Origin of the sequence: Colwellia psychrerythraea (genome assembly GCF_000764185.1) — a bacterium.
GTDB lineage: Bacteria > Pseudomonadota > Gammaproteobacteria > Enterobacterales > Alteromonadaceae > Colwellia > Colwellia psychrerythraea_B.
In genome coordinates, this window is sequence record NZ_JQEC01000072.1 from 71428 (window position 1) to 95226 (window position 23799).

The 23799-nt window shown below is 38.4% G+C and carries 17 protein-coding genes; 7 read left to right on the top strand and 10 right to left on the bottom strand.

Features of this window, described 5'->3' with window-relative positions:
• The first annotated feature begins 169 nt into the window (after positions 1–169).
• From GAB14E_RS01190 to GAB14E_RS01180, 3 genes are all read left to right on the top strand, one after another.
• Positions 170–886 (top strand): winged helix-turn-helix domain-containing protein, encoded by a 717-nt coding sequence (locus GAB14E_RS01190; protein ID WP_033084464.1) that lies wholly within the window; start codon positions 170–172, stop codon positions 884–886.
• 127 nt (positions 887–1013) lie between these two features.
• Positions 1014–2300, top strand: a complete 1287-nt coding sequence (locus tag GAB14E_RS01185) for an ATP-binding protein (RefSeq protein WP_033084465.1) — start codon at positions 1014–1016, stop codon at positions 2298–2300.
• A gap of 143 nt (positions 2301–2443) precedes the next feature.
• Complete coding sequence (locus tag GAB14E_RS01180) at positions 2444–3073, top strand: VC2046/SO_2500 family protein (RefSeq protein WP_033084466.1); 630 nt, start codon at positions 2444–2446, stop codon at positions 3071–3073.
• Positions 3074–3402: 329 nt separating this feature from the next.
• Here the strand turns inward: GAB14E_RS01180 and GAB14E_RS01175 are convergent, their stop codons facing one another.
• A complete protein-coding gene (locus tag GAB14E_RS01175) occupies positions 3403–3882 on the bottom strand; it encodes a YchJ family protein (RefSeq protein WP_033084467.1) in 480 nt (159 codons plus the stop codon).
• 250 nt (positions 3883–4132) lie between these two features.
• Here GAB14E_RS01175 and GAB14E_RS01170 point away from each other — a divergent pair, with 250 nt between their 5' ends.
• On the top strand, positions 4133–6604 hold the full coding sequence (locus GAB14E_RS01170) for a S9 family peptidase (protein WP_033084468.1): 2472 nt from the start codon (positions 4133–4135) through the stop codon (positions 6602–6604).
• 172 nt (positions 6605–6776) lie between these two features.
• Here the strand turns inward: GAB14E_RS01170 and GAB14E_RS01165 are convergent, their stop codons facing one another.
• The 8 genes from GAB14E_RS01165 to GAB14E_RS01130 all read right to left on the bottom strand — a co-directional run bounded on the left by GAB14E_RS01165 (position 6777) and on the right by GAB14E_RS01130 (position 15963).
• Complete coding sequence (locus GAB14E_RS01165; RefSeq protein ID WP_033084469.1) at positions 6777–7490, bottom strand: DUF3379 family protein; 714 nt, start codon at positions 7488–7490, stop codon at positions 6777–6779.
• Positions 7483–7998 (bottom strand): sigma-70 family RNA polymerase sigma factor, encoded by a 516-nt coding sequence (locus GAB14E_RS01160; RefSeq protein WP_033084470.1) that lies wholly within the window; start codon positions 7996–7998, stop codon positions 7483–7485. Before GAB14E_RS01160 ends, GAB14E_RS01165 begins: the two co-directional genes overlap by 8 nt.
• Before the next feature lie 245 nt (positions 7999–8243).
• Entirely contained in the window at positions 8244–10043 is a 1800-nt protein-coding gene (locus GAB14E_RS01155; RefSeq protein WP_231562129.1) for a BatD family protein, read from the bottom strand.
• The gene (locus GAB14E_RS01150; RefSeq protein ID WP_231562130.1) at positions 10037–12193 is read right to left on the bottom strand and encodes a vWA domain-containing protein; all 2157 of its coding nucleotides are present in this window, start codon (positions 12191–12193) and stop codon (positions 10037–10039) included. The genes GAB14E_RS01155 and GAB14E_RS01150 overlap by 7 nt, the downstream gene beginning before the upstream one ends.
• Positions 12156–13199 carry a vWA domain-containing protein gene (locus GAB14E_RS01145; RefSeq protein ID WP_033084472.1) on the bottom strand — a complete coding sequence of 348 codons (1044 nt, stop codon included), beginning with the start codon at positions 13197–13199 and terminating at the stop codon, positions 12156–12158. Before GAB14E_RS01145 ends, GAB14E_RS01150 begins: the two co-directional genes overlap by 38 nt.
• Positions 13196–13810 (bottom strand): DUF4381 domain-containing protein, encoded by a 615-nt coding sequence (locus GAB14E_RS01140; protein WP_033084473.1) that lies wholly within the window; start codon positions 13808–13810, stop codon positions 13196–13198. Before GAB14E_RS01140 ends, GAB14E_RS01145 begins: the two co-directional genes overlap by 4 nt.
• Positions 13810–14871, bottom strand: a complete 1062-nt coding sequence (locus GAB14E_RS01135; protein ID WP_052094115.1) for a DUF58 domain-containing protein — start codon at positions 14869–14871, stop codon at positions 13810–13812. The genes GAB14E_RS01140 and GAB14E_RS01135 overlap by 1 nt, the downstream gene beginning before the upstream one ends.
• Before the next feature lie 87 nt (positions 14872–14958).
• Positions 14959–15963 carry an AAA family ATPase gene (locus GAB14E_RS01130; RefSeq protein ID WP_033084474.1) on the bottom strand — a complete coding sequence of 335 codons (1005 nt, stop codon included), beginning with the start codon at positions 15961–15963 and terminating at the stop codon, positions 14959–14961.
• 351 nt (positions 15964–16314) lie between these two features.
• Here GAB14E_RS01130 and fadI point away from each other — a divergent pair, with 351 nt between their 5' ends.
• Both fadI and fadJ read left to right on the top strand, forming a co-directional pair.
• Positions 16315–17622: an acetyl-CoA C-acyltransferase FadI gene (fadI, locus tag GAB14E_RS01125; protein ID WP_033084475.1), complete on the top strand. Its 1308-nt coding sequence runs from the start codon at positions 16315–16317 to the stop codon at positions 17620–17622.
• Entirely contained in the window at positions 17622–19904 is a 2283-nt protein-coding gene (gene fadJ / locus GAB14E_RS01120; protein ID WP_081967922.1) for a fatty acid oxidation complex subunit alpha FadJ, read from the top strand. The genes fadI and fadJ overlap by 1 nt, the downstream gene beginning before the upstream one ends.
• Positions 19905–20099: 195 nt before the next feature.
• On the opposite strand, the gene GAB14E_RS01115 is transcribed toward fadJ, so the two are convergent.
• The gene (locus GAB14E_RS01115) at positions 20100–22910 is read right to left on the bottom strand and encodes an insulinase family protein (RefSeq protein WP_052094117.1); all 2811 of its coding nucleotides are present in this window, start codon (positions 22908–22910) and stop codon (positions 20100–20102) included.
• A 261-nt stretch (positions 22911–23171) separates the two neighbouring features.
• Between GAB14E_RS01115 and sixA the strand changes: the two genes are divergently transcribed.
• Positions 23172–23684: a phosphohistidine phosphatase SixA gene (gene sixA, locus GAB14E_RS01110; protein ID WP_033084476.1), complete on the top strand. Its 513-nt coding sequence runs from the start codon at positions 23172–23174 to the stop codon at positions 23682–23684.
• Positions 23685–23799: the final 115 nt, after the last annotated feature.

Genomic DNA, 23799 nt, shown 5'->3' on the forward strand with positions numbered 1-23799 from the left:
TATAGCCAACTTGTTAAAGTGCGATCGAGTATTAAAGTGTCAGTGCAACAACGGCCAATGTTATAAATTGTAATTTAATCGTAACAACTGGTAGAGCCTATTGTTTAACCGTAATAACTTGTTTAAGCTAACCCTAAATGAGTAACACGTAATAAATAAGGAAATGAACATGCTAGATAGTAACCCAAACGTAAAGAAAATATTATTGGTTGAAGATGATCGCCAATTGTCAGATTTAGTTACCGATTTTTTAACAAGTGAAGGTTTCCATGTTAAACAAGAGTTTCGTGGCGATACCGTAGCTAAACGAGTTAAGCTTTTCTCTCCTGACCTTATTATTTTAGATGTGATGTTACCAGGTAAAGATGGTTTTGGTGTTTGTCGTGATTTACGCCCAGAATTTAATGGACCAGTATTAATGCTAACAGCGAAAGGTACTGACTTTGATCAAGTACTTGGTTTGGAAATTGGTGCTGATGATTATGTGATTAAACCTGTGGAGCCTCGAGTATTATTAGCGCGAGTGAACGCTTTATTACGTCGCGGCGATTTACCTAATCAAAGTGAAGAGAAAGGTGAGATTATTTGTGGTGGTTTATATATTAACAAAGCATCACGTAAAGTGACTTTGCAAGAGGAAAATGTTGACCTAACTAGCCAAGAATTCGATTTATTATGGTTATTGGCAAGCAAATCAGGTGAAGTTCAAAACCGTGATTATATATATAAAGCAGTCATTGGTCGTGAATATGATGGCTTAGACAGAAGTGTTGATGTACGTATCTCTCGTTTACGTAAAAAATTACATGACAGCACTGAAACACCTTTTAGAATCAAGACTATTTGGGGTCAAGGTTACTTATTCGTTCCAGATGCATGGAGCTAGCCCTCAGTTAATTGTGTCACTGTGTGGTTATAGTGGCTAAATATATTAAGGCTTTGTTACTTCTTTCGTAGTACAAAGCCTTTTTTTTAAGCTCATTTATATTTAATTTTTATTAAAAGGTATTTTGATGAAACTTGGTCGTTCGTTTTTTAATCTGTATTTCTTTATTATTTCAACCTTTATCGTTTTTTCTTGGGCCCTTGATGAAGTGTGGACTTCTTATATAGAGCAAGATATTGAGTCTTATACTGGTTATAAAACTATGTTGATGGCCTTAGGAGATTATACCAAAAAACATCCAGAAGATGAGTGGCAAGAGATAGTTTCAGGCGCAGGAAAACGTTGGGAATTACCATTAAAATTAATGACTTTAGCAGAAGTAGAAGCCATTGATCATACTGACCACAATGCCTTGAAACACTCCGATACTCATATTTATTATTCTGGTGGCAGTGTCACATTGCACTATTTACTTAAAGGATCCGACTCTGTTATTACTTTAGGTCCAGCGAAAATGCCCACTAGGCCAAGATTAAAGGCAACTTATCGAGTAATGATACTTGCCACTTTTGGTATAATTATCTTTATTTGGTTGTGGCCAATGTCACGAGACTTAGAGCAGCTTAAAAAAGCGACGCGTGCTTTTGGTCAAGGACAATTTGATAGTAAAGCACCAGCAGCAAAATCAACCATGATAGCGCCCATGATTGCCTCCTTTAATATGATGGCGGCTCGAATAAGACGTTTGATTGAGGCTCATAAAGAATTAACTAATGCAGTTTCACATGAGCTGAGAACGCCATTAGCACGGACTAAATTTGCTTTGCAGATGCTAGATACCATTAAAGATGATGATAAAAGAGCAAAATACCAGCTTCAGATCAGTAATGATGTTTGTGAGTTAGAAGAGTTAATTAATGAGATGCTCATTTATGCCGCTTTTGATAATGATAAACCTGATCTTAATTTTACCTGTACAGACCTAAATGAATTGGTATCTCTACAAATTGCTAGTCATGATCAATTTGTTAACTCGATAGAGTTTAATAACAAACTACCAGATAACTTTGTCTGTTGTGATGGTCACTTTATCGATAGAGCGGTTAATAACTTTATCAGTAATGCCATTAAGTATGGTGATAATAAAGTAAGAGTGACACTTTCATTAGAAAATGAACAATGCCAAATATGTGTTGAAGATAATGGTGATGGTGTTTCTGATGAATTTAAACAAGTTATTTTTGATGCTTTTTCACGTGGCGATCAATCGAGGAATCGCGAGACCGGTGGTTTTGGTTTAGGTTTGGCAATAGTTGCTCGTATTATGGAGTGGCATCAAGGCAAAGCTTCTATTGGTGATAGTGAACTTGGCGGTGCGTCATTCACGCTTACTTGGCCGATAAAGCAAAGCTAATTTCCTGCTAATTTCAGTTAATAAGCTAACTTAATAGCCGGTTTAACAGTATATTTCTAATTTATTGTTAAATCGGCTAAATATTTTTTATTTCTGGCCGATACCCTATTTATTAAAATATAGATAAATAAGAGAATAGCGCATTGGCTGTCGAGTTAACTCAACCTCCTACACAAACTATTGAAGCATTAAAAGGAAAGTCAGGTAAATTAAACCCTGAAAAATTTTCTTCAAATGCTTTGCTGCACGAGCTACAGCTCGGAGAGCAATTAAATCAAAGTGTACAGGAAACTCGTCGTGCGGATTTTACGCTAATGTTGGCTATGTTAGCTGAGGATGTTCGTGAACAAAGCCAGTTTTCATTACCAAACACAGTAGAGCCAGCAGATAAAATGCTGAGTAATATTGCCCTAAGAAAGCAATTTAACCTGCCTGAACAGGCTTCCTTAGCATTATCAACACCGGATGGTATTAAGCAATTCAATCAAGTGCAGTTCATTGTCGGTAACGATTTAGCAAATATACATCTCACCAATGCGATGAAAGCTAAACCTTTAGCCTTTCGTGATGATAAACAACATATCGAAAAAAAAGTGCTAGACAATACGAGTTTGTTTACACAACTTAAACACAGGCAATTTACACAAGCAACAGATCAGTCCGGCTCTGATTGTCAAACAGATAAACCACTTAACCCGCCATTGAGCTTTAATGCTAAAGCATGGTTAGATGGCATTCAACAATCTCTGGTTAAATCACCATTGCTTAACTAACCTGAACTCTGGATGATGAGTGATTTATATTTAAGTAAAAACAACAACTTACGGTTGTTTAAAATAGAATTTACCGGATTAAATAGCGATATACTCTATCAATGTTTCAATTTATTCTATTATCAAGGCAAAACGTTTATGAAAAACGGGTTATTTATCGACGTTTTAACGCTGATAATTGGATAAAGGGGAATATTGAGCAAATGCTCCTTATCCAGAGTTCAGGTTAACTAGTACTTTGCTAGTTAAACAATAGTATTTAGTTCGCACTCAGTTGGTAGTTAACTGATATATTGCAATTGTTAGCACCATTGTTAGCACCATTGTTATTACTTCCCACAGCAATGTTTAAACTTTTTGTCTTTTTTAGCTGACCAAGCGGTAGCATAATTATTGCACGGACAAGTTTCATTTCGTTTGATTTTCGCAATTTCGTTATGCTCGGTAATATCGCCATCGATGTAGCGCCACAGACCTTGCTCAAGGTTAAAGTTAGACTTCTCTCTTAATTCACATAAAGTATTATCAACGATATAATAGGCGGAAAATTCAACGGTATTTTTTTCACTTTCATGTATCACTAATGCTAACCACAAACATTCATCTGCCCAAGATTGAATTTCGCCTACAGACTGATTTAACTGCTGAGCTGCACCATAAGTATTAAAAATATATTGGCCGTCTTTTATTGCATAAGCACTAAAGCGTGAGCGCATTAATTGCTCAGCTGTACAAGGAGGTTGCTTTTGTGTAATAAAAACTTGGCAACAAGCATTAAATGATAGGGTTGAACCGCAAGGGCAAAGCATAACAAAGTGTCCAATGTTGGTATTATGTGTAAAGATGGCATTATATGTAAACCACTTTATTTTACCGTGTTTTCAACGCAGATAAAGCGGTATTGGTCGTTTTCTTTTACCCATTGTTCATTTTTTCGATTAGGATAACGGGTTAATTACATTCTCAAGAGCCTCCAGCATTAGTGTCGTACTGACATCGTTAACTTGGCGACTCCTCATTCATTCTTTAACAAAAGAACTCAACAAAAGAATTTATTATATGAAAATACAACTCATTGCCGCAGCGCTTAGTTTTTCATTAGCCGCTTGTAGTAATACTCAGCTTAATGAACAAGTTAACACCGGTACGCCAGAGAAAGTTAAAGGTGCTATTGCAGCCAACGCACAGGCAACAGGAACCATCACCTTAGAGCAAGTGATGGCAGACCCAGATTGGTTTGGTCGCGCGCCAGAGTCGTGGTATTGGGGGGATGACAGTAACACTGTTTATTATCAGCAAAAACAATTAGGTAATCCACTGCGCGATTTATATGCAGTTGATTTGTCAAAGGGTAATAACACAATACCCGTTGCTCTAGCCAATAAACATAAAGTTGCTGATCAAAATGGTCGACTAAATCAAGCGCGCAGCCATAAAGTTTATACTTTTAATGGTGATGTATTTGTGAAAACACTTGCCACTAATGTAGTGAAGCAACTTACTTTCACTTCAAACCATGAGCGAAATGCACTCTTTTTGACCAATGGCGATATTGCGTACCAAGTCAGTAATGTTTTTTATGCGCATAATATGCAAACAGGTCAAATTAAAGAGTTGGCTAGTCTTAAAATGGTAGATAAACCTGCAGGCGTTACCGAGCCGAAAAGCTACCTAGCCAAAGAACAGCATAAGTTAATTGACTATATTGCTTTAGGGCACCGCAACAGTAAGTTAAAACAAACTAAAAAACAGCGCTTAGCTGCTGAAAATACAGTAATAAATGACAGTAACTTTTACTTCGGTAAGGGAAATAAAGTTGCTCACGCGAGCCTTTCACCTGCAGGTGATAAATTATTAGTGAGCATAACATCGGCAAAGTCTAGTCGTGATAAAACAGATATCATGCCTAATTACATCACTAAAGACGGCATTATTGCAGCTGAAAAAGTGCGTGCTCGCGTTGCTAACAATAGAGAGTATCAAGAACAACTTTTTATTATTGATTTAGCAACGGGTAGCAAAGAAGTTTTAATCTACGATAACTTACCAAGTTTTGATACTGATGTTTTAGCTAGCGTTAAAACTGAAAACTATGCGCGGGAGGGTAAAACATATAAGTCAGAGAAAAAAGCCCGTAATATTCATGTGCTGCAAATGTACAATCCAATTAAGTGGAGTGTTGATGGTCAACACCTTGCCTTAATGTTAGAAGCATGGGACAACAAAACGCGTTGGTTAACTACGGTAGATTTTGCTAAAAGTGAATTGGTAACTCAGCACAAATTACATGATGATGCGTGGATTAACTGGAGCTTCAATGAGTTTGGTTGGTTAGCGCCTAATGGCACTACTAGCACCGCCGCAAGCCTATATTACTTATCTGAAGAGTCTGGTTATTCTCATTTATATCACAAAAACTTAAACGCTAAGGCTGTTAAGTTAACGTCTGGTAAGTTTGAGGTAAGTAACGTTACAGCAATGCAAGATAACCAACGCTTTATTTTCAAAGCTAATAAAAAACACCCAGGTATTTATGAAATATACCAAGTGGATATGGCTAAAAAAATAACGGCACTGACCGATTTAGGTGGTAAAAACGCATATTCAATTAGCCCTGATGAATCAAAACTATTAATTGAGCACTCTACCGTTACCATGCCGCCAGAGCTTTATGTGCAAGCTTTAGTCGCTACGGATGAAGCAAAAAGAATTACTCATACCGTATCGGAGCAATTTTTAGCGATGCCTTGGGCTTCGCCAACAGTTATTGCTATCCCGTCAAGTAATCAAAAAACGCCAATTTATTCAAAGGTATATTTACCTAAAAACTATGATAAAACATCAACTAAAAATCGTGCGGTTATGTTCACTCATGGCGCAGGATACTTACAAAACTCTCATTTAGGTTGGTCGGGTTATTTCCGTGAATATATGTTCCACTCGATGTTAGTACAGCAAGGGTATGTGGTCATTGATATGGATTACCGCGCTTCAGCAGGTTACGGCAGAGATTGGCGTACAGCTATTTATCGTCATATGGGCAAAGTGGAAGTAGAAGATATGCGTGATGGTGTTAATTGGCTGGTTGAAAATGCGAATGTTGATGCTAAACGTGTTGGTACTTATGGTGGCTCTTACGGCGGTTTCTTAACGCTGATGTCGCTCTTTACTGATCCTGATTTGTTTGCCTCTGGGGCTGCGATTCGCTTAGTGTCAGACTGGGCTTATTATAATCACGGATATACTTCAAATATTTTAAATACACCAGCAGATGATGCTATCGCCTATGAACGCAGTTCTCCTATTTATTTTGCAGAGGGACTAAGCAAGCCATTACTAATCAATGCACCTATGGTTGATGATAATGTCTTTTTTGAAGATACAGTACGTTTAGTACAACGTTTGATTGAACTTGAGAAACAAGACTTTGAAACGGCCATTTACCCAGTAGAGCCCCATGGTTTTGTTCAACCTAGCTCTTGGTTAGATGAATATCGTCGTATTTATAAGTTGTTTGAAAACACTTTGTAAATTTATATTAGGTTGTTAGTGAGTAACTTTCATAAGTAAAGCTACTCATGGACATCGCTTATGAATATGATTATTTAAATAGTTGATGACATATATGAAAAAGCCCTGACATTCTCTGCCAGGGCTTTTTTTATTGGGCAGTGTTAAGTATATATTGGCTTAAATTATAACTTTAAATAGACCAAGAGACTGTTTCACTTATATTTTTCTGCCATTGTCCTAATGACTCATTTTTGTCAGCGACAACAATGATATTACTGCGATTAAACTCAAGAGAGCTACCAAAGAGTTTATTATCATTAAAAGTAGGGCTAAAGCTTAATTGTTTATTTTTAGGTACAATAAACACAGTAACCGGGCTGGTTATACCTTGAAATACTAAGTGCAAACTCTTCATACCATCAAAACGGCAGTAATCAGCAAAAATTAAGTTGCCTAAGGTTTTACTGAAGTTACCATCAAAGGCGGCCATTTTCTTGTTTAACGAGCTTAATGTGACTTGATTACCCGCGTTGTTAGCAAAGCTGCCTTGCTCATGATAGACATGGGCGAGGGCATAATCGCCTAAATTAGTATAAGCACTGGAAAACTGCATAAAATTAAGCATTAAGCCACCAACAATAGCAACGGATGCTGCAAGGGCTAAATGCACACGCGTTTTACGTTTTTGTACTTGGTGACTCGCTAAGGTTTGACGTAAAATGAGCTTTGCTGATAACCCTTCAGGTACAGGTACTTGCAATGCCCTCATGATTTTCTCATCTAATTGACAAATTTCTTGCGCAAATTGTTTTTTACTAGCATCGTTTTGCTGCGCTGCAATAGTTTCAGCATCTTGGTTATTAGGGTCGGCATATATAGCACGTCTAAATTGCAAATCATCCATTGTACATACCTCGCTTTACGGGCTCTGCTTCTAAAGCTTCTTTAAGTTGGTTTCTTGCTCTAAATAAACGTGTCATCACTGTATTTTTATTTAGATCTAACATAGTGGCAATATCTTCACCGCTAAAGCCACCTAATACTTGCAAAATTAATGGCTCAGAATATTCTGGCGGTAATTGGGATATCTTTTCTCTTAGCCAATGATTTTCAAGCTGTTGCTCTGTGGTTACAGATTGTGTATCCGTTATAGTGGCCTCTTCATATTCACTCATATCAAAACGTTTTCTCTCAAAACGTCTGGCATTTTCTCGTCTTAATATAGTGATTAACCATGACTTAGCTGCTTTTTCATCTTTTAACGAGTCAAGGGCTCGCCAAGCGCGTAAAAAGGTTTCTTGCACTAAGTCTTCAGCTACTTGCTTTTCATGGCAAAGCCAATAGGCGTAGCGGTATAAATCACCGTGTAGCGCCTTTACTAGCGCCTCATATCTAACTTGTTTTGTCATCATATGGTTATAGACCCTAACATGGTGAAGTTAATTTCAATGAGCTGTGATTATTTATAAATTTTTTAACTATTACTTATAAATGACATAGAAAGAAGTTAATAAGTTACTCGATTCAGCATTACCGATAATAACCGGTAATCACTGTTCATTAGCGAATCAAGTAACTTATTATATTTCAAGCAAAGTATAATCTAGACAAAGTATAGACAGGTTATAGTCAAAGCCTATTATGCAAGGGCAGAAGCCTAGGGGTTGAGTGCTAATAACTCATTAGCGTTCTTGTTAGTGCTTTGCTGTTTTTGCACCGTTTGAATAGCGCTGAGCAAAACTAAACCTTGCCATGAGGGGGCGCCATTTATAGCGCTCTTGCCATAAAGGTGTTGCTGTAAATCATTTAAGGCAGTAGCAAAACTCTGTTCTTGAACATAAGTTTGAGCTTGGGCAATAGTATTAATTTCAACACCAGGTTTACGACTAGCAAATAGATCTCTAAGCCAAGGCAAGATGAGGTTTAACGCTTGTTCGGCATTATTTTTCTTACAGGCAGCGAGTAGGGCAATATAATTATTACCAGAATTAGCCGTTTGATTAGAATAGTTTTTACTACCTGTCTGCTTATTTCTCTTTAGGTAGCTGATGTGAATAAGCCACGCCAAACTTGTTAATAACCATAAACTAAGAAAAAGCCATTGCAGTCTTTTATCTTGAACTAATGTTTGAACGCCGCTAAGAGGGACTTGCATGGTTAAATGTTTAGACTTGTTTGAATTGTTAGTAATTTCGCTGTACTTATGGTTAATATCACTTGGCACATTAGCTGCTACATTATCTTCGCCAGCTTGTACCGAAATGGTCTGCGCGGGTAGGGTAGCCAGTTCTATTTTATTGGTGATGGTATTAAACCAAGTGATACTCATTGCCGGTAAAACAAAATCTCCCGCAGAACTTGGCACTAAGGCAAAATTTTGAACTTTTTGACTCACTAGGCGCTCATTACTGAGGTTGGCATGTAATTCGGCCTGATCGGGATAAATCTTCAGACCTCGACTACTTTGCATTTTAAGCTTGGGTAATTGAGCCTTAGAAAGACCCGCTGCGGTTAAGGTTATTGTTCGGGTAATTGGTTCACCAACGGTGAAGTTATCGTTACCTGCCTGCCATTCTTGATGCAAAGTCAGTATGTCAGTTGGTAACCATTGAGCATCGCTAGGGTAGTTGGCCGGTATTGGTAAGACCTTAATTTTAATTTCATCGCCTAAAATGCTAACCGGTTTCGTTTGAGCAAAACTTAGAAAACTTGAGCGCCTTTTTGAAGCTTGTAATATATCACCTGAGAAAAGTGGTGCTTTTAAGGTAAATTCACCACTTTCTTCCGGAGTTATTGCATACGTTTGCTCAATTACTCGGTAACGCTTGCCATTGATAATTGCATCAGATTGTTTGTCTTGACCTATTTTTTCAAATGTTGCGCCAGTTAAACTTGGCTCGGTTAAGTTACCACTTTTAAGTTCAACGGCGAAATGTAGCTTTATCGAGAGGGTCAGTAGTTGTTGCACGTATACTTCATCATTGGATAACTCACTGGTGATAAAAATATCCGCCTGGATGTTACTATCAGCGCCATTAGCCGCGACTATTGTCAGCTCAACCGGCTCACTTTGGTGGTTTTCAATGCTAAGGGCAGGAATAACAAATTCACCCGCACTACGGGCAACTAAGATGATTTGCCATTTAGTCATTCGACTGGTTTTAAAGTTAACCATACTGGTTTGTGAGCTAACAGATGTTTGACCAACAATAAAATGTTCAAGTAACGGGGCGGTATCTAAAGCATTACGATTAACGTCGTCATCCGCTATAACAGTTAATAAAATCGACTCGTTAATCATTGCTGGATTTTTATCAATGGTGGCAGTAACTTTTGATAAAGCGTAGACATTATTGCTTAACAATAATGTCGCCATTACTAGTAAAGTGAGCATAATGCTCTGTAGGCCATTAAACGGCTGCTTGGTCGTTAAATGCTTTGAAAAATTTGTTACCACTTTTTAGTTACTCCTTGGGGCGCACTTTCATGTCGGCGTTTTTGGTATTCGAGGCGCATTTTATTTCTTAATAATAAATAAGGATCGTCTGTTACCTTATTTAATAGTTGTTGGTGTTTCTGCTCAGTCTCTTGTTTTTTGCTATCACTGACTTGTTGCGCTAATGATTTTTCATCGCCGGGCTTTTGTTGTTCATTTTTTTCAGCTTTGGCTTGTTTAGCTTTTTCTTTTTGTTCTTTTTGCTGCTGTTTTTTGGCATCTTGAGATTGTTTATCTTGTTGGTCGTCTTGCTGTTCGTTTTGCTTGTTTTCTTGATTCGGCTCTTGTTCGCTTTCTTGTTTATCTGATGGTTGCTGCTCACCTTGAGACTGATCTTTAGATTGTTGCTTACCGTCTTGCTTTTGCTGATTTTCTTGTTGCTCATTGTTCTCTTGTTGCTCACTATCAGATTGCTCTTCTGAGTCCTGGTTTTCTTGAGATTGCTGCTCTTGTTGTTTTTTAAGCTCTTCAAGTTTTGCTAAATTATCTTTGGCATCACTTAACTTTGGATCCTTTTTAAGCGCCTCTTTATAAGCTTCAATGGCTTCATCAATTTTTTTCAGCTGTGCTAATGAATTGCCCTGGTTATAAAGTGCTTGAGCACTATCACTCTGTTTAAAGGCTTGTAATGCTTGTTCATAATCACCAGCCTTATAATGAGCACTTCCTTGCCATTGACTATCGTTAAATTGCTCAGCAGCTTGTTGATAGTCTTCTTGTTGATAATGTTGCTGGGCCTGTTGATCAGACGTTTTCCATAAATTTCGCCAAAGTTGATTCGCGCCACTGGTTGTAACACTCTTGTCGGTATTGGCATTAGTCGTAGTTACTGAACTTGAAGCTGTTGGAGCTTGTTCCACCCTAGACTCAGCAGCATAACTGTTAGGGCTTAGGCTTGTTAAGCTAAACATTAAGGTCAGCGGCATAAGCCATGTTATTGCTAATATGCTGCTGCCTCGACGAAAATAACTTAATAACAGTGGCAATATTATGATGAGCAACCAGGGACCTTGTTCTTGGTATTGGTCACCTTGCATCACTTGTTTACTTTGCTGTTCATCTTTTGAAGCTGATATGTCGTTGTTGATTTTCTCATCAAGGCTAGTGTTTAGGTGAGCTGTCAACGCTTTAATGTCAGTATCATCATTAGTCATCGTATGATAAACCCCGCGACTACGCTTAGCTATGGCTCCAAGCCTAGCTTCAGGTAATTTAGGAATAACGATAGCACCTCTGTTATCTTTAAGTAATTTTCCGCTAGTTAACTTTATCGGCGCGCCATTTTTACTGCCGACACCTAAGATATTTACCTTATGCTCATTATTATTTGCCCATGCATAAACATCTGACATCTCTTCATTATCAATATCATCAGCAAACCAATATATATCACCACTAATATGGCCGGCATTTTTGAGCGTTTGGTCGGCTATTGTTAATGCTGCCAATGCATTTGCGCCATGTACAGGCATAATATCGGGAGATAATGAGGGTAATAATAATTCTATATTTTTAACATCTTGTGTTAATGGGCTAATAATAAAAGCATCACCAGCGTAGGCAATTAAACCAACATCCCCTTCATTGATTATTTTCAGTAAATCGATGGCTTTATAACGGGCGCGAGTTAATCGATTGGGTTTCAAATCGGTAGCGTACATGGAGTAAGACATATCCATGATAAGCACAGCGCCGCGCTCTAATTGATAAACTGGTTGAGGCAGTTTTTGCCAAGCAGGACCCGCGAGGGCGAAGATAATACAACTGCCAATAATCACAGGTTTCAACCAATATCGTGGTTGATATGAGGTGGTTGATGCTGCTTGGTTGTGCGAATTTTCCAATAAAGCGTTAGCCAAATGAGTAGGTAAAAAATGTTGCCAAGGTGACTGATAATAGCGGATCTTTTTCAAGATATATAACACAATAAATAACGCGACAAATGCGATTAACCACTCTGGGCGAATGAAATGAAAGTTATTGACTATACCTTCGAAGCTAAGACTTTCAAAAGTGGCGGTACTAGTCGATTGCGTTAGCTCAGTGGTTAAACTGCTTGCTTGAGCTGACATATTATTTACCGCCCATAATGTAAGAGTTAGCGTGTTCATCAGTTTTACTTACAGTGCTAGTTGGTAATAAAAAGGATAAATGCAAGCTGAGTAAATAAACAAAACCAAGTAGTGCAGAAAATGCCAGAGGCCAATAATATAAAGCACTTAGTGGGCGCATTTGTTGTTGCTCTTGTTCTATCGGCTCAAGTTTATCTAACAAACTATAGATTTCATTCATACTTTTACTGTCACGAGCACGGAAATATTGGCCGCCTGTTTTTTCTGCGATATTAGCTAAGCTTTTTTCATCTAAATCACTTGAAGGGTTAATGCGTTGTGTACCCCAAAGCGATTGTTGCAACATGACATCAGCGCCAATACCGACGGTGTAAATAGTGATATCCTTAGCAATTGCTAGCTCTAATGCTTGCTCTGGGGCAATTTTACCTGCGGTATTTTGACCGTCAGTTAACAATAATAAAACTTTGTTAGACTCTTTTTTAGCATCAAAACGCTTAACTGCCAGCGCGATGGCATCGCCGATGGCTGTTTTTCTACCAACAAGATTAAGCTCACTTTCATCTAACATTTGTTTAACTGTTTTTTTATCAAAGGTCATTGGCGTTTGCATGTAAGCATCGTCAGCAAATAATATTAAACCAAGGTGATCACTAACGCGGCGTTCGATAAAATCACCAAGCACGACTTTAAGCATCTGTAAGCGGTTAACATTACGGCCATTAAGGTTCATGTCTTCTATTTCCATACTGCCTGATAAATCAACGGCAATCATCATTTCACGACCCTCACTGGGTATATCTATTGCTTCACCAAGCCATTGCGGCCTGCTGATCGCTATAATCAGTAATAACCAACAGACTGATAAAATAATGAGCGGCGCTTTGCGTTTTTGTTGATCGCTTTGCGAATTATGAGCAACATTGATTAGTGTGGGCATAATTAGCGCACTTTGCTGGTTGGCACTTTTTTTTGCCGGTAAAAAATAGATAACGAACGGTAACGGCAGCAGGGCGAATAACCAAGGCCAAGCAAAACTTATCATGCGCTTAACTCCTGTTCTTTCTCTACAGGTCGAGGTACAGGTATAGCTTTGTTAACGGGTAAGGGTTTATCTACAGGTAAAGCAATTTTAATGGCTAAAGGCTGCCTTATCGGCAGTGCATTAGTTAACCATAACTTAGTGGCTTGCTGGCAATCACTATCACTAGAAGAATTTAAACCTTGCTCAGCTTGATATTGCCTCACAAAAGCTGGCGTGATTAACTTGCTAAAATATTCTTGGTGGTTTACCGGTAATTGCTTCATTAAAAAATCTTTAAAATCCGTACCATATAATTTTGCTAATTGTTGTCTACTAAAGTATTGCATCGCCGTGCATTTCAATAAAGAGATACACTCTTTTTCGCTGAGATTTTGATTATTGGCAAGCATTGCCAGAGCTCTATTTTTATTGGCGTTTAAACTTCTCTGTTGTTTAAATTTTTTATAAAACCAAACTACGCTAAGAAGAATAATTGCGAGTAATAACCACCAACCCGGCGCGATTGGGAAGTTGCTCACTTGCTCTGGAACATGGATGTCGTGCAATTGTAATGGTGCTGTTTGATTAGGTAAAGGTTGACCCAGTGCAGCGGGAGAGTTAGCTATAGCCATTATAACGAAGCTCCATATTTTAATTGCTGCTCAAGGGATTGTCCCGCGCTAAATTGTATTACTCGGGCACCTGTTAACTGCAACAATGACTGTATTTTTTCACCATATTGCAAGGCTTGTTGTTGGTATTGCGCTGCAGTGCTGGTATCACCTAAAGTTAATTGTTGACGATTAATACCATCCGTTAAAGTGACCGTGAGTTTTAGATTACTTTCAGGCAGCGCTTGCTCAAGGGGATCACTAATCAAACACACCACTAATTCACAATGCTGGCTCACTTGGCTTAGGTGTCTTAAAGTGGATTGGCAATGTTGCTCGTTTCTAAATACATGGCCATCGGTGATCAAGTAAACCAGAGAGCCGGGTTTAGCTAAGTGTCTTAAGCGAGCGCAATGCTGTTCAAAATATTGTTGTGGCGTTGTTTCTGCTACTCTTAGAGCATCATCTGCTGCTGATGCAGGTCGATTCTGTTCAACAGATGTTTGTTTTTTTTGATTATTTAAGGTGGTTAATGCATGCAAGTAATGTAATACACCGGCTTTACGGCTGCGCGGTTTTAATTCAATGTGTTGCTCATCGCAAAAGACTAAACCGCCTAAACGGTCACCACGACTTTTTGCGTGCCAAGAAACCAGTGCCGCTAAATGAGCAGCTTGTACTGATTTAAATAGCAACTTGCTACCAAAATGCATATTTTGACTAAGATCTGTGGCTACCAGCACCGGCCTTTCAATTTCTTCACGAAAAAGTTTAGTGTGCGTTTTACCGGTACGAGCAGTGACACGCCAATCAATAGCGCGGACATCGTCACCGGTTTGGTAATGACGAACTTCGTCAAACTCCATGCCGCGACCTTTACTGCGGGATAAATAATTCCCCGATTGTTTACCTTGAATATTTCTTTTGCCCACTAAGTCAATCAAACGACTTTTACTTTGATACTGCAATAGCTCCTGCATAGATAAATCTATACCATTGCTATTCAAACTTGCCAGCAAGGATTGATAATAACCCTCATCAGCACTACTTGCAGATGACTGTTTTTGACGATTGAACCACATAAGGTCACTCTACTTGATACTTTTATTTAGCAGCTAATTAGTTAACAACTAACATGAACTACGCTAATTTTTATTATTTTAAACTGGTTAGGCAACAGCGACTAAAGCTAAAATGTGGTCAAGGACTTGGTTCGAGGTAATACCTTCTGCTTCAGCTTGATAACTGAGTAAAATTCTATGTCTTAGGGCATTATGAAACACTGCTTGAATATCTTCAGGGCTAACAAAGTCACGGTTATGTAACCAAGCACGGGCGCGAGCACAACGGTCAAGGGCGATAGTGGCACGAGGGCTAGCACCAAAGGCAAGCCAAGTACTTAACTTATCATCGTATTTTTTTGGTTGGCGGGTGGCGATAATTAAATCGACTATATAGTTCTCTAAAGCCGGAGCCATATGTATATTCAATACTTGTTCGCGCGCTGAAAATATTTCACTTTGACTTAAGGTTCGTAATTTATTTTCTTTATCCGCCTTTTCATCAACATTTGAGGAGCCAGCGCCGTGATTAGCATTTGATTTTAATGCCTCACCACGGTTGAGTTTTAGTATGGCTAACTCACTTTCCGCATCAGGATAGCCTATTTCAATGTGCATTAAAAACCTGTCTAATTGCGCTTCAGGTAAAGGATAGGTACCTTCTTGTTCAATTGGATTTTGTGTGGCCATCACTAAAAACAATTCAGGTAAGTCATAAGTTTTACGGCCAACAGTTATTTGTCCCTCGGCCATGGCTTCTAATAATGCCGATTGAACTTTAGCGGGTGCTCGGTTAATTTCATCGGCAAGAACTAAGTTTTGAAACAAAGGACCCGGCTGAAAAACAAAGGTGCCATCTTCGGGGCGATATATGTCAGTACCCGTTAAATCTGCTGGTAATAAATCAGGGGTAAACTGAATTCGATGAAAGTCAGCTTCTAGGCCTTGGGCTAGAGCATTAACCGCACGGGTTTTTGCTAAACCTGGTGGTCCTTCAACAATTAAGTGGCCATTAGCGAGTAGGGCAATAAGCAAATTTTCAACTAACGCTTCTTGACCAATGATTTGTGAAGATAAATGTTGTTTTAACGTAGAAAAATGTTCAATTGCCATGCGAATAGGTTCTTTTAATAATGCTGATTGTAGGTGTCACTTAGTAATAACTTGGTATTGCTTCATATTAAAGCACTTTTTATTTCTTGCCGTTATACTAAGAAAAAATTGTTATGCTAGTTTATATAAGGTTTTTGCGAAAGAAAACAAGTGATAAGTAACAAAATTTTAATGATTATTGTTATTGGTCATGTGTGAAGAATTGTTATTTGTGTTTTTTGATTTCAGGTAATGATTGAATTTTTTCTCTAGTTAGTTAAAATCAAGTAAGTTTCATGAGGTCGGACCTCTTGAGTTTTTCATAATGATTTAATAATAAATAACATTACAACTGAGCGTGTGGAGTAATAAATGACAATAAAAAGACTAACGACCTCAACGGGTGAACGTATAGCCATAGTGGCTGGCTTGCGTACACCGTTTGCCAAACAAGCAACAGCTTTTCATGGTGTGCCAGCCGTAGACTTAGGAAAAATTGTTGTTAACGAATTATTGCAAAAACACGACATTGATCCTGCAATAATTGACCAACTTGTTTTTGGTCAAGTAGTGCAAATGCCGGAAGCGCCAAACATTGCTCGCGAAATTGTTTTGGGTACCGGCATGAATGTTAGCACCGATGCTTATAGTGTTTCTCGCGCTTGTGCTACTAGTTTTCAATCAACTGTCAATGTTGCTGAGTCTATTATGGCTGGTCATGTTGATGTAGGTATTGCTGGCGGCGCTGATTCGTCATCAGTAGCACCAGTAGGCGTTTCTAAAAGACTTGCTCGTACTTTAGTTGACTTAACTAAAGCAAGAACCCTAGGACAAAAACTCTCATTACTCAGTCGCCTTGGTTTAAAAGATTTATTACCGGTATCTCCTGCGGTAGCAGAATATTCAACGGGTATTTCAATGGGACAAACCGCAGAGCAAATGGCGAAAACTTACAATATATCTCGAGCAGACCAAGATGCCTTAGCCCATAGATCGCACACTTTAGCGACAAAAAGCTGGCAAGAAGGTAAATTAGCGGGTGAGGTTATGACAGCCCATGCAGAACCTTACAAAAATTTTATTGATAAAGACAACTGTATTCGAGAGAATTCAGTGTTAGAAAGTTATGCTAAGTTAAAACCCGTATTTGACCGTAAACACGGTACAGTGACCGCGGCAACAAGTACGCCGTTAACTGATGGTGGCGCAGCAATATTATTAATGCGTGAAGGCCGAGCAAAAGAGCTAGGTTATAAGCCATTAGGTTATATTCGTAGTTTTGGTTTTTCTGCCATTGATGTATGGCAAGATATGTTGATGGGGCCAAGTTATTCGACGCCAATTGCTTTGGCACGTGCAGGTATGAATCTAGCAGACTTAGATTTAATTGAAATGCATGAAGCTTTTGCTGCGCAAGCACTGGCCAACATGCAAATGTTCGGTAGTACTAAATTTGCAAAAGAGCATCTTGGCCGTGATAAAGCTATTGGTGATATTGATATGGATAAATTTAATGTCATGGGCGGCTCGCTTGCCTATGGACATCCGTTTGCGGCAACTGGCGCTAGACTTATTACCCAAACACTTAATGAATTAAATCGTCGTGGTGGTGGTGTTGGTTTAACAACGGCTTGTGCTGCTGGTGGTTTAGGTGCAGCAATGATTGTGGAGACAGATTAATGACTGAAAAAACAAATTCGAATTCAAGTTCAGACTCAAGCTCAGATTTAAGTAACAGTGAACAAAATAACCAAGTGATTCATGCCGAAGAAAATTCTGCAAAATCGGCAGCATTAACGGCTTTTACCTTAGTTCGTCACGATAATGGTATTGCCCATTTGGTTGTTGATGTTATTGGTGAAAATGTAAATACCCTTAAAACAGAGTTTGCCGAGCAAATTGATGCAGTATTAGCAGAAATTAAAGCGGATAAAACAATTACTGGTATCGTACTTTGTAGTGGCAAAAAAGATTCTTTTGTCGCTGGCGCTGATATTAATATGCTTGATGCATGTCAAAGTCGTGAAGAAGTTGTTGCTTTATCAAGGCAGGGACAACGTATTTTTACTTTGTTAGAGCAATTACCTATTCCTATTGTTGCCGCTATTGATGGCACTTGTTTAGGTGGCGGTTTAGAGCTTGCTATGGCATGTCACGCACGTATTTGTAGTGATAATGTTAAAACATCATTAGGTTTACCAGAGGTGCAATTAGGTTTACTGCCAGGAAGTGGTGGCACTCAACGACTACCTAAATTAGTGGGTTTACAAAAATCTTTAGATATGATGCTTACTGGTAAGCAATTACGCGCCAAACAAGCACTAAAAGCAGGCTTAGTTGACGATGTTGTACCAAACAGCGTTTTACTTAACGTTGCCGAGCAAAAAGCGATAAGCTTACATCAACGTGGTAAAAGTTTAACCAAGCGCAAGTTAGGTTTGATGGATAAGTTGCTGGAGAACAATTCTGTTGGCCGTAACATTGTTTATCAACAAGCACAGAAAACTGTACAAGCAAAAACTCAAGGCAATTATCCCGCGCCACTGAAAATTATTGACTGTATTCGCACGGGTATCGAAATTTCCGCTGAGCAAGGTTATAAATTAGAAGCTGAGCATTTCGCTGATCTAGTGATGAGTGATGAATCGGCGCAACTACGTCAGTTATTTTTTGCCACTACAGCCATGAAAAAAGAGCAAGGCGTTGCTAATGTAACGCCTGAAAAAATAACTAAAGTGGGAGTGCTTGGTGGTGGTTTAATGGGGGGCGGCATTGCTTTTGTTACTGCGACTAAAGCTAATCTGCCTGTGCGAGTTAAAGATATTAACCACAAAGGTATTAGCCAAGCTTTAAAGTACAGTTATCAAATACTGAATAAAAAAGTTAAACGTCGCTTTTTGCTTAATAGTGAAATGCAAAAACAGTTGGCGATGATCACAGGCAGTGTTGATTACACTGGTTTTAAAGCGATTGATATCGTGGTTGAAGCCGTTTTTGAAGATTTAAGCTTGAAGCAAAATATGGTGGCTGAAATTGAAGAGAATGGTCATGAAAATACTATTTTTGCCAGTAATACTTCTAGTTTACCCATAGGTAAAATTGCAGCTAAGGCAAAGCGTCCTGAAAATGTTATTGGTCTACATTACTTTTCACCGGTAGATAAAATGCCGTTAGTAGAAATAATTCCTCATGAAAAAACCTCAGACCAAACTATTTCTAGCACGGTAGCTTTTGCTAAAAAACAAGGTAAAACACCCATTGTTGTTAAAGATAAAGCCGGCTTTTATGTCAATCGTATTTTAGCGCCTTATATGAATGAAGCCGCTATTTTACTACTTGATGGTGAGCCCGTTGATAAAATAGATAAGGCACTGGTTAAGTTTGGTTTCCCTGTTGGCCCAATGCAATTACTTGATGAAGTAGGTATTGATGTTGGCGCTAAAATAGGTCCAATCTTACAGGCTGATCTTGGAGAGCGTTTTGCAGCGCCAGCGGCTTTTGATAAATTGCTTGCTGACGGTCGACTTGGTAAAAAAGCCAAAAAAGGGTTTTACTTGTATCAAAAAAATAATTTGGTCAAAACCTTACAAAATCGGCTTAAAGGAATAAAACCCGGACAAAAACAGGTCGATGAATCTATCTACAGCTTATTAAATCTTAAGCCTATGGGCAGTTTATCAGCCGCTGAAATTAGCAAACGTTGTACCTATATGATGCTAAATGAAGCTGCACGTTGTGTTGATGAAGGGATAGTACGTAATGCCCGAGATGGTGATATTGGCGCTATATTTGGCATAGGTTTTCCACCATTTTTAGGTGGACCGCTACGTTATATTGACAAAATTGGTGCTAAGTCTGTTGTTGCACAATTAAGTCAATGGGCAGAGCAGTATGGTGAGCGTTATACGCCCTGTGAAGCCTTGGTTACTATGGCTGAAAATAGTCAAAGCTATTATTCTTAACAAAGCTGACCTAAACAAAGTTAGCTTATGTAAGTTAAGATAAATAAAAGCGCTTGCTTTAATCAAGTAAGGTAAAACGCCTTACAATAACAAAAAGGCTGTTGAGTAAAGTTGAACTTAATCGTTCGCTTAAACTCAACAGCCTTTTTTATCAACTTTTATTAATCAATACCGATATTAACTTATGTTAGTTTGTTAGTATTTAATCGGACTCGCAAGAATAAAGGCTTCAACATCTGTGATTATTTCACCACTGGGTTTATTTGTTTGCTCTAGCAAGTCACTTTGCGAATAGAGAATAAACCTATCGGGTTGACAGCTAGTGACTAAGCGAGTTTTAACAAAGTTTTTCACTTGTTCTAACGTTAAGTTTAACACTGCCTGTAGCAGCTCTTCTTTTTGGCTAAACCCTGTATCTTTATTACAAATAGCCGCCCAAAAGCGTTGACTTTTAATACGTAGGTTATGGTCTTTTTCTTGTAATTGGCTCGCTAAACCCTGTAGTAAATGTTGCCATTGTTCATCGGTAATATCATCGAGAACGGAAATACTTTCATTGATGAACTCATCCATCGCGTGTGCCAAGGTAAAGGCGTCACAATGAGGCGACTGAATATAAAAAGCTATGCCGGGGTAGCGATTAATAGGTACATACCCGACACCCACCAAGTAGCCATATTGCTTCTCTGTACGCATTTGCTGAAAGAATAATGGTGACAGTATATGACTAGTGATCATAGCGAGTGCGACAGTAGTATCATCCTTGTGCTCAAAGGCGGTATATATGACACTTGCATGATCATGTTCAGGTAAGTTCATCGGTAACAGCAATGTTTGTTTCGCCTTAATATCGGTTACCGGGCATTGCATCGCATATTTTTCATCTATATTCCCTGCAAAAGCTGCTTCGATGGTTTCACATAAATTCAAAGCATGCTTCATCAGCCAATTGCCGTGAATGAGAACCTCAATAGTCACTTGTGCAAATAACTGCTTACTAAAGTCTTTATATTGGTTAAAGCTTACCAGACTAAGTGCTTGCGCTAAGGCCTTACTTGTCGGGTTATTGGGTTGCATAACCGAGCTTAAGGTAGCGAATAATTGTGATATTGATTTACTCTTATCACTATTGTGCCAATATTTTACCAACTGTTGTTTAAATAAATTGAAATGCGCCTCACTCACGTGATGACTTTTCAATCGCTTTAATAACTTACTTAATAGCAAATGTTGGTTTTCACTATAACCCGATAATTGCACCGTTACGCCACCTTGATGGGCGTATAAATGATAATGAATACCCGCTAACTCAGCGTCATAATTTTCTTCAATGACAGTATCGGTATATAAATCGACAAATAAACGTGTCATTGCAATATTGGCAATGCTGTCAACCACGAAAGGTGAGTCAATACCTATATACAAATAGCCTTTAGGTACATTAAAAGTTCGATCTTGTTTATACCAGGCAACTAAGCCATTTTTAGTGATGATTTTCTCAGGAATATTAACGGCTATTCCTGTGTTATTAATATGTTTATCAGTGAGGTATATAGTTGGTTTCTCAACAACATAGGGGTTAGCCGCAGGTAAATACAAACCTTTAATATGTGTGCTATTTGTTGCTTCAATATCTCGCCAACGAGTCAATTGCTTTATTGAAATAGGGGTGACATGGTAGGGTACTTGGTACCAAAAGCTATTTTTTGAGAAGTGGTTTTCCTGACTTACATGCATAAGTCTCATATTATCCACGTGTAAATAGCTCAGTAAATTTTCAATATTGAGCTGTGACATACCAGACATCACATAATCACCAAAAATATAATCATCTTCGGGGTAGTGCTGCATGTTGATAACGAGCTGGCTTACACTATCCAATGGTCGCATTTTTTCATGATAGATAAAGGCTAGATGACTGATTTTTTCTTTTTCTTGATAATAGTGTTCAGCTATATCTGTTTTTTTAAGTAGGGCTATATAAGCGAATACTGTATCGACGACTTTATTAAGATGGTCTTCGCCTAATTCAGTTAAGGCAATACTGATATTAAAGTCTTTAAAATTCGAGCCATTGATACCTGAGCCTGCAGTTAATGCCAAGGCCCACTGATGCTTTTTAAGTAAGGATAAAATACTGCCTTCACCCTCATGACCGAGCAAATAGGCAAGTATTGATTCAGGTTTGTCTAAATAATATTTATCGATGCTCTCCATGGCAAAGCTGATAATGAGCTGATGATCATTTTTAACCGGACAAACATCAATCTTAACTTTTTGATGCATAGGTAAATACAATGGTTGTTCAATGCTAGGCAGTGGAGCATCAGCTGGTTTTATATCAATAAAAAGCTGCTCTGCTAGATTTTTCAGTTCACTTAATTCTTGCGGTCCTTCAAGTGCCAATGTCATGTAATGAGCACGGTAATAGTGTTGAAAAAAAGCCTGCACCTCGTTGCTAATATTCTCACCATCTCGATCGGCTAAGGTATCAAGGTTACCAACAGAAAACTGCGAAAAAGGGTGTTTAGGATTAACCGTATCCTTGTGAACATCGTACAAACGTCTGATGTCATCTTTTAATTTAAGGGTAAATTCAGCATCTATATTTTCCCGTTCTTTAACAACAAAATCATCAGCAAGTAAAGGTGCTATAAAAAATTCACTGAAGCGTTCTAATGCTGATGAAAAGTTTGGGGCAGTGATATCGAAGAAAAAGCAGGTGTGTTCAGTACCGGTCCACGCATTATGGTTGCCACCATGATTACTAATAAACTTTTGATATTCACTGCCATCGGGGAAATTTTTTGTACCTAAAAATAACATGTGTTCTAAAAAGTGTGCTAATCCTTGCCTATCTTTGGGATCATTAAAGTGACCAACATTTACCGCTAAAGCTGCGGCCGATTTAGTGGTTTCGTTATTGTGGATCAGCAGTACACGTAAACCGTTGTTTAGAGTAATTGCTTGATATTGTTTTAAATCATTGGGGCTTTGCTTCAACACTAAGGCTCCTAAGAACACTTTAAACAGCAAAGCGTATGGCGGGAATATGGATAATTTAAGAAATTAACAGGAGGGTTAACTCATTCCTTAATTCCTTTAAGGAATAAAAAAAACCTATTTATTCTTAACTGATGTTACTAATACGACTACATTTCTATTACTATAGCCGGAAAAATAACTCAGACTCAATACTTTAGCTAAAAAATCTGTAAAAAAAGCTAAAAATTGAAACTATCCGCGAAGTGATCGGCGGGAGAAAAAATGCAACTTTTTATAATGCGACATGGTGAAGCTAAAAACTTTGTTGAACAGGGCTGTCATGATGACAGTCAAAGAGCGTTAACTACACAAGGTGAGTTAGAAGCAAAGATGATGTCAAGTTGGTTGCAAAAAATGCAAGTAACTCCATCACACGTTTTTGTTAGCCCTTATGTTAGAGCGCAGCAAACTTGTGCGATTACTACTTCATTGATGAATACTGTTATTACTACTGTAGATTTCATCACGCCAGAGGGGGATGCAAAGCAAGTGCATGACTTTATTGATGGCTGGTGTAGTGAACAACAAACGGCAGTTGAGCAAGAAAAAATTGAGGCAGAGAAAAGCTTGCTAATTATTTCTCATATGCCATTAGTAAGTTATTTAGTGGCTCAATTAACTCAATCTGTACAGGCGCCTATTTTTGCTACTGCAGGTATTGCCCATATAGATTATGATAGTGAAAAAATGCATGGGCGGTTAATCGGTTTAGTATCACCATCAGACCTATGTTAATCATATGTGCTAGCAATAGCGGTTAGTAAAACATCGCTTGCACTTTGTGATTAACTAGGCTGTTTTGAATGCAGCCAGATAAAAGTAACGTTTAAAGCATATTTATCGAGGTGGG

Excerpts from the sequence above, each read along its gene's own strand:
- GAB14E_RS01190 (WP_033084464.1), top strand. The coding sequence starts at position 170 with ATGCTAGATAGTAACCCAAACGTAAAGAAAATATTATTGGTTGAAGAT.
- GAB14E_RS01185 (WP_033084465.1), top strand. The coding sequence starts at position 1,014 with ATGAAACTTGGTCGTTCGTTTTTTAATCTGTATTTCTTTATTATTTCA.
- GAB14E_RS01175 (WP_033084467.1), bottom strand. The coding sequence starts at position 3,882 with ATGCTTTGCCCTTGCGGTTCAACCCTATCATTTAATGCTTGTTGCCAA.
- GAB14E_RS01170 (WP_033084468.1), top strand. The coding sequence starts at position 4,133 with ATGAAAATACAACTCATTGCCGCAGCGCTTAGTTTTTCATTAGCCGCT.
- GAB14E_RS01165 (WP_033084469.1), bottom strand. The coding sequence starts at position 7,490 with ATGGATGATTTGCAATTTAGACGTGCTATATATGCCGACCCTAATAAC.
- GAB14E_RS01160 (WP_033084470.1), bottom strand. The coding sequence starts at position 7,998 with ATGATGACAAAACAAGTTAGATATGAGGCGCTAGTAAAGGCGCTACAC.
- GAB14E_RS01150 (WP_231562130.1), bottom strand. The coding sequence starts at position 12,193 with ATGAACACGCTAACTCTTACATTATGGGCGGTAAATAATATGTCAGCT.
- GAB14E_RS01145 (WP_033084472.1), bottom strand. The coding sequence starts at position 13,199 with ATGATAAGTTTTGCTTGGCCTTGGTTATTCGCCCTGCTGCCGTTACCG.
- GAB14E_RS01140 (WP_033084473.1), bottom strand. The coding sequence starts at position 13,810 with ATGGCTATAGCTAACTCTCCCGCTGCACTGGGTCAACCTTTACCTAAT.
- GAB14E_RS01135 (WP_052094115.1), bottom strand. The coding sequence starts at position 14,871 with ATGTGGTTCAATCGTCAAAAACAGTCATCTGCAAGTAGTGCTGATGAG.
- GAB14E_RS01130 (WP_033084474.1), bottom strand. The coding sequence starts at position 15,963 with ATGGCAATTGAACATTTTTCTACGTTAAAACAACATTTATCTTCACAA.
- fadI (WP_033084475.1), top strand. The coding sequence starts at position 16,315 with ATGACAATAAAAAGACTAACGACCTCAACGGGTGAACGTATAGCCATA.
- fadJ (WP_081967922.1), top strand. The coding sequence starts at position 17,622 with ATGACTGAAAAAACAAATTCGAATTCAAGTTCAGACTCAAGCTCAGAT.
- sixA (WP_033084476.1), top strand. The coding sequence starts at position 23,172 with ATGCAACTTTTTATAATGCGACATGGTGAAGCTAAAAACTTTGTTGAA.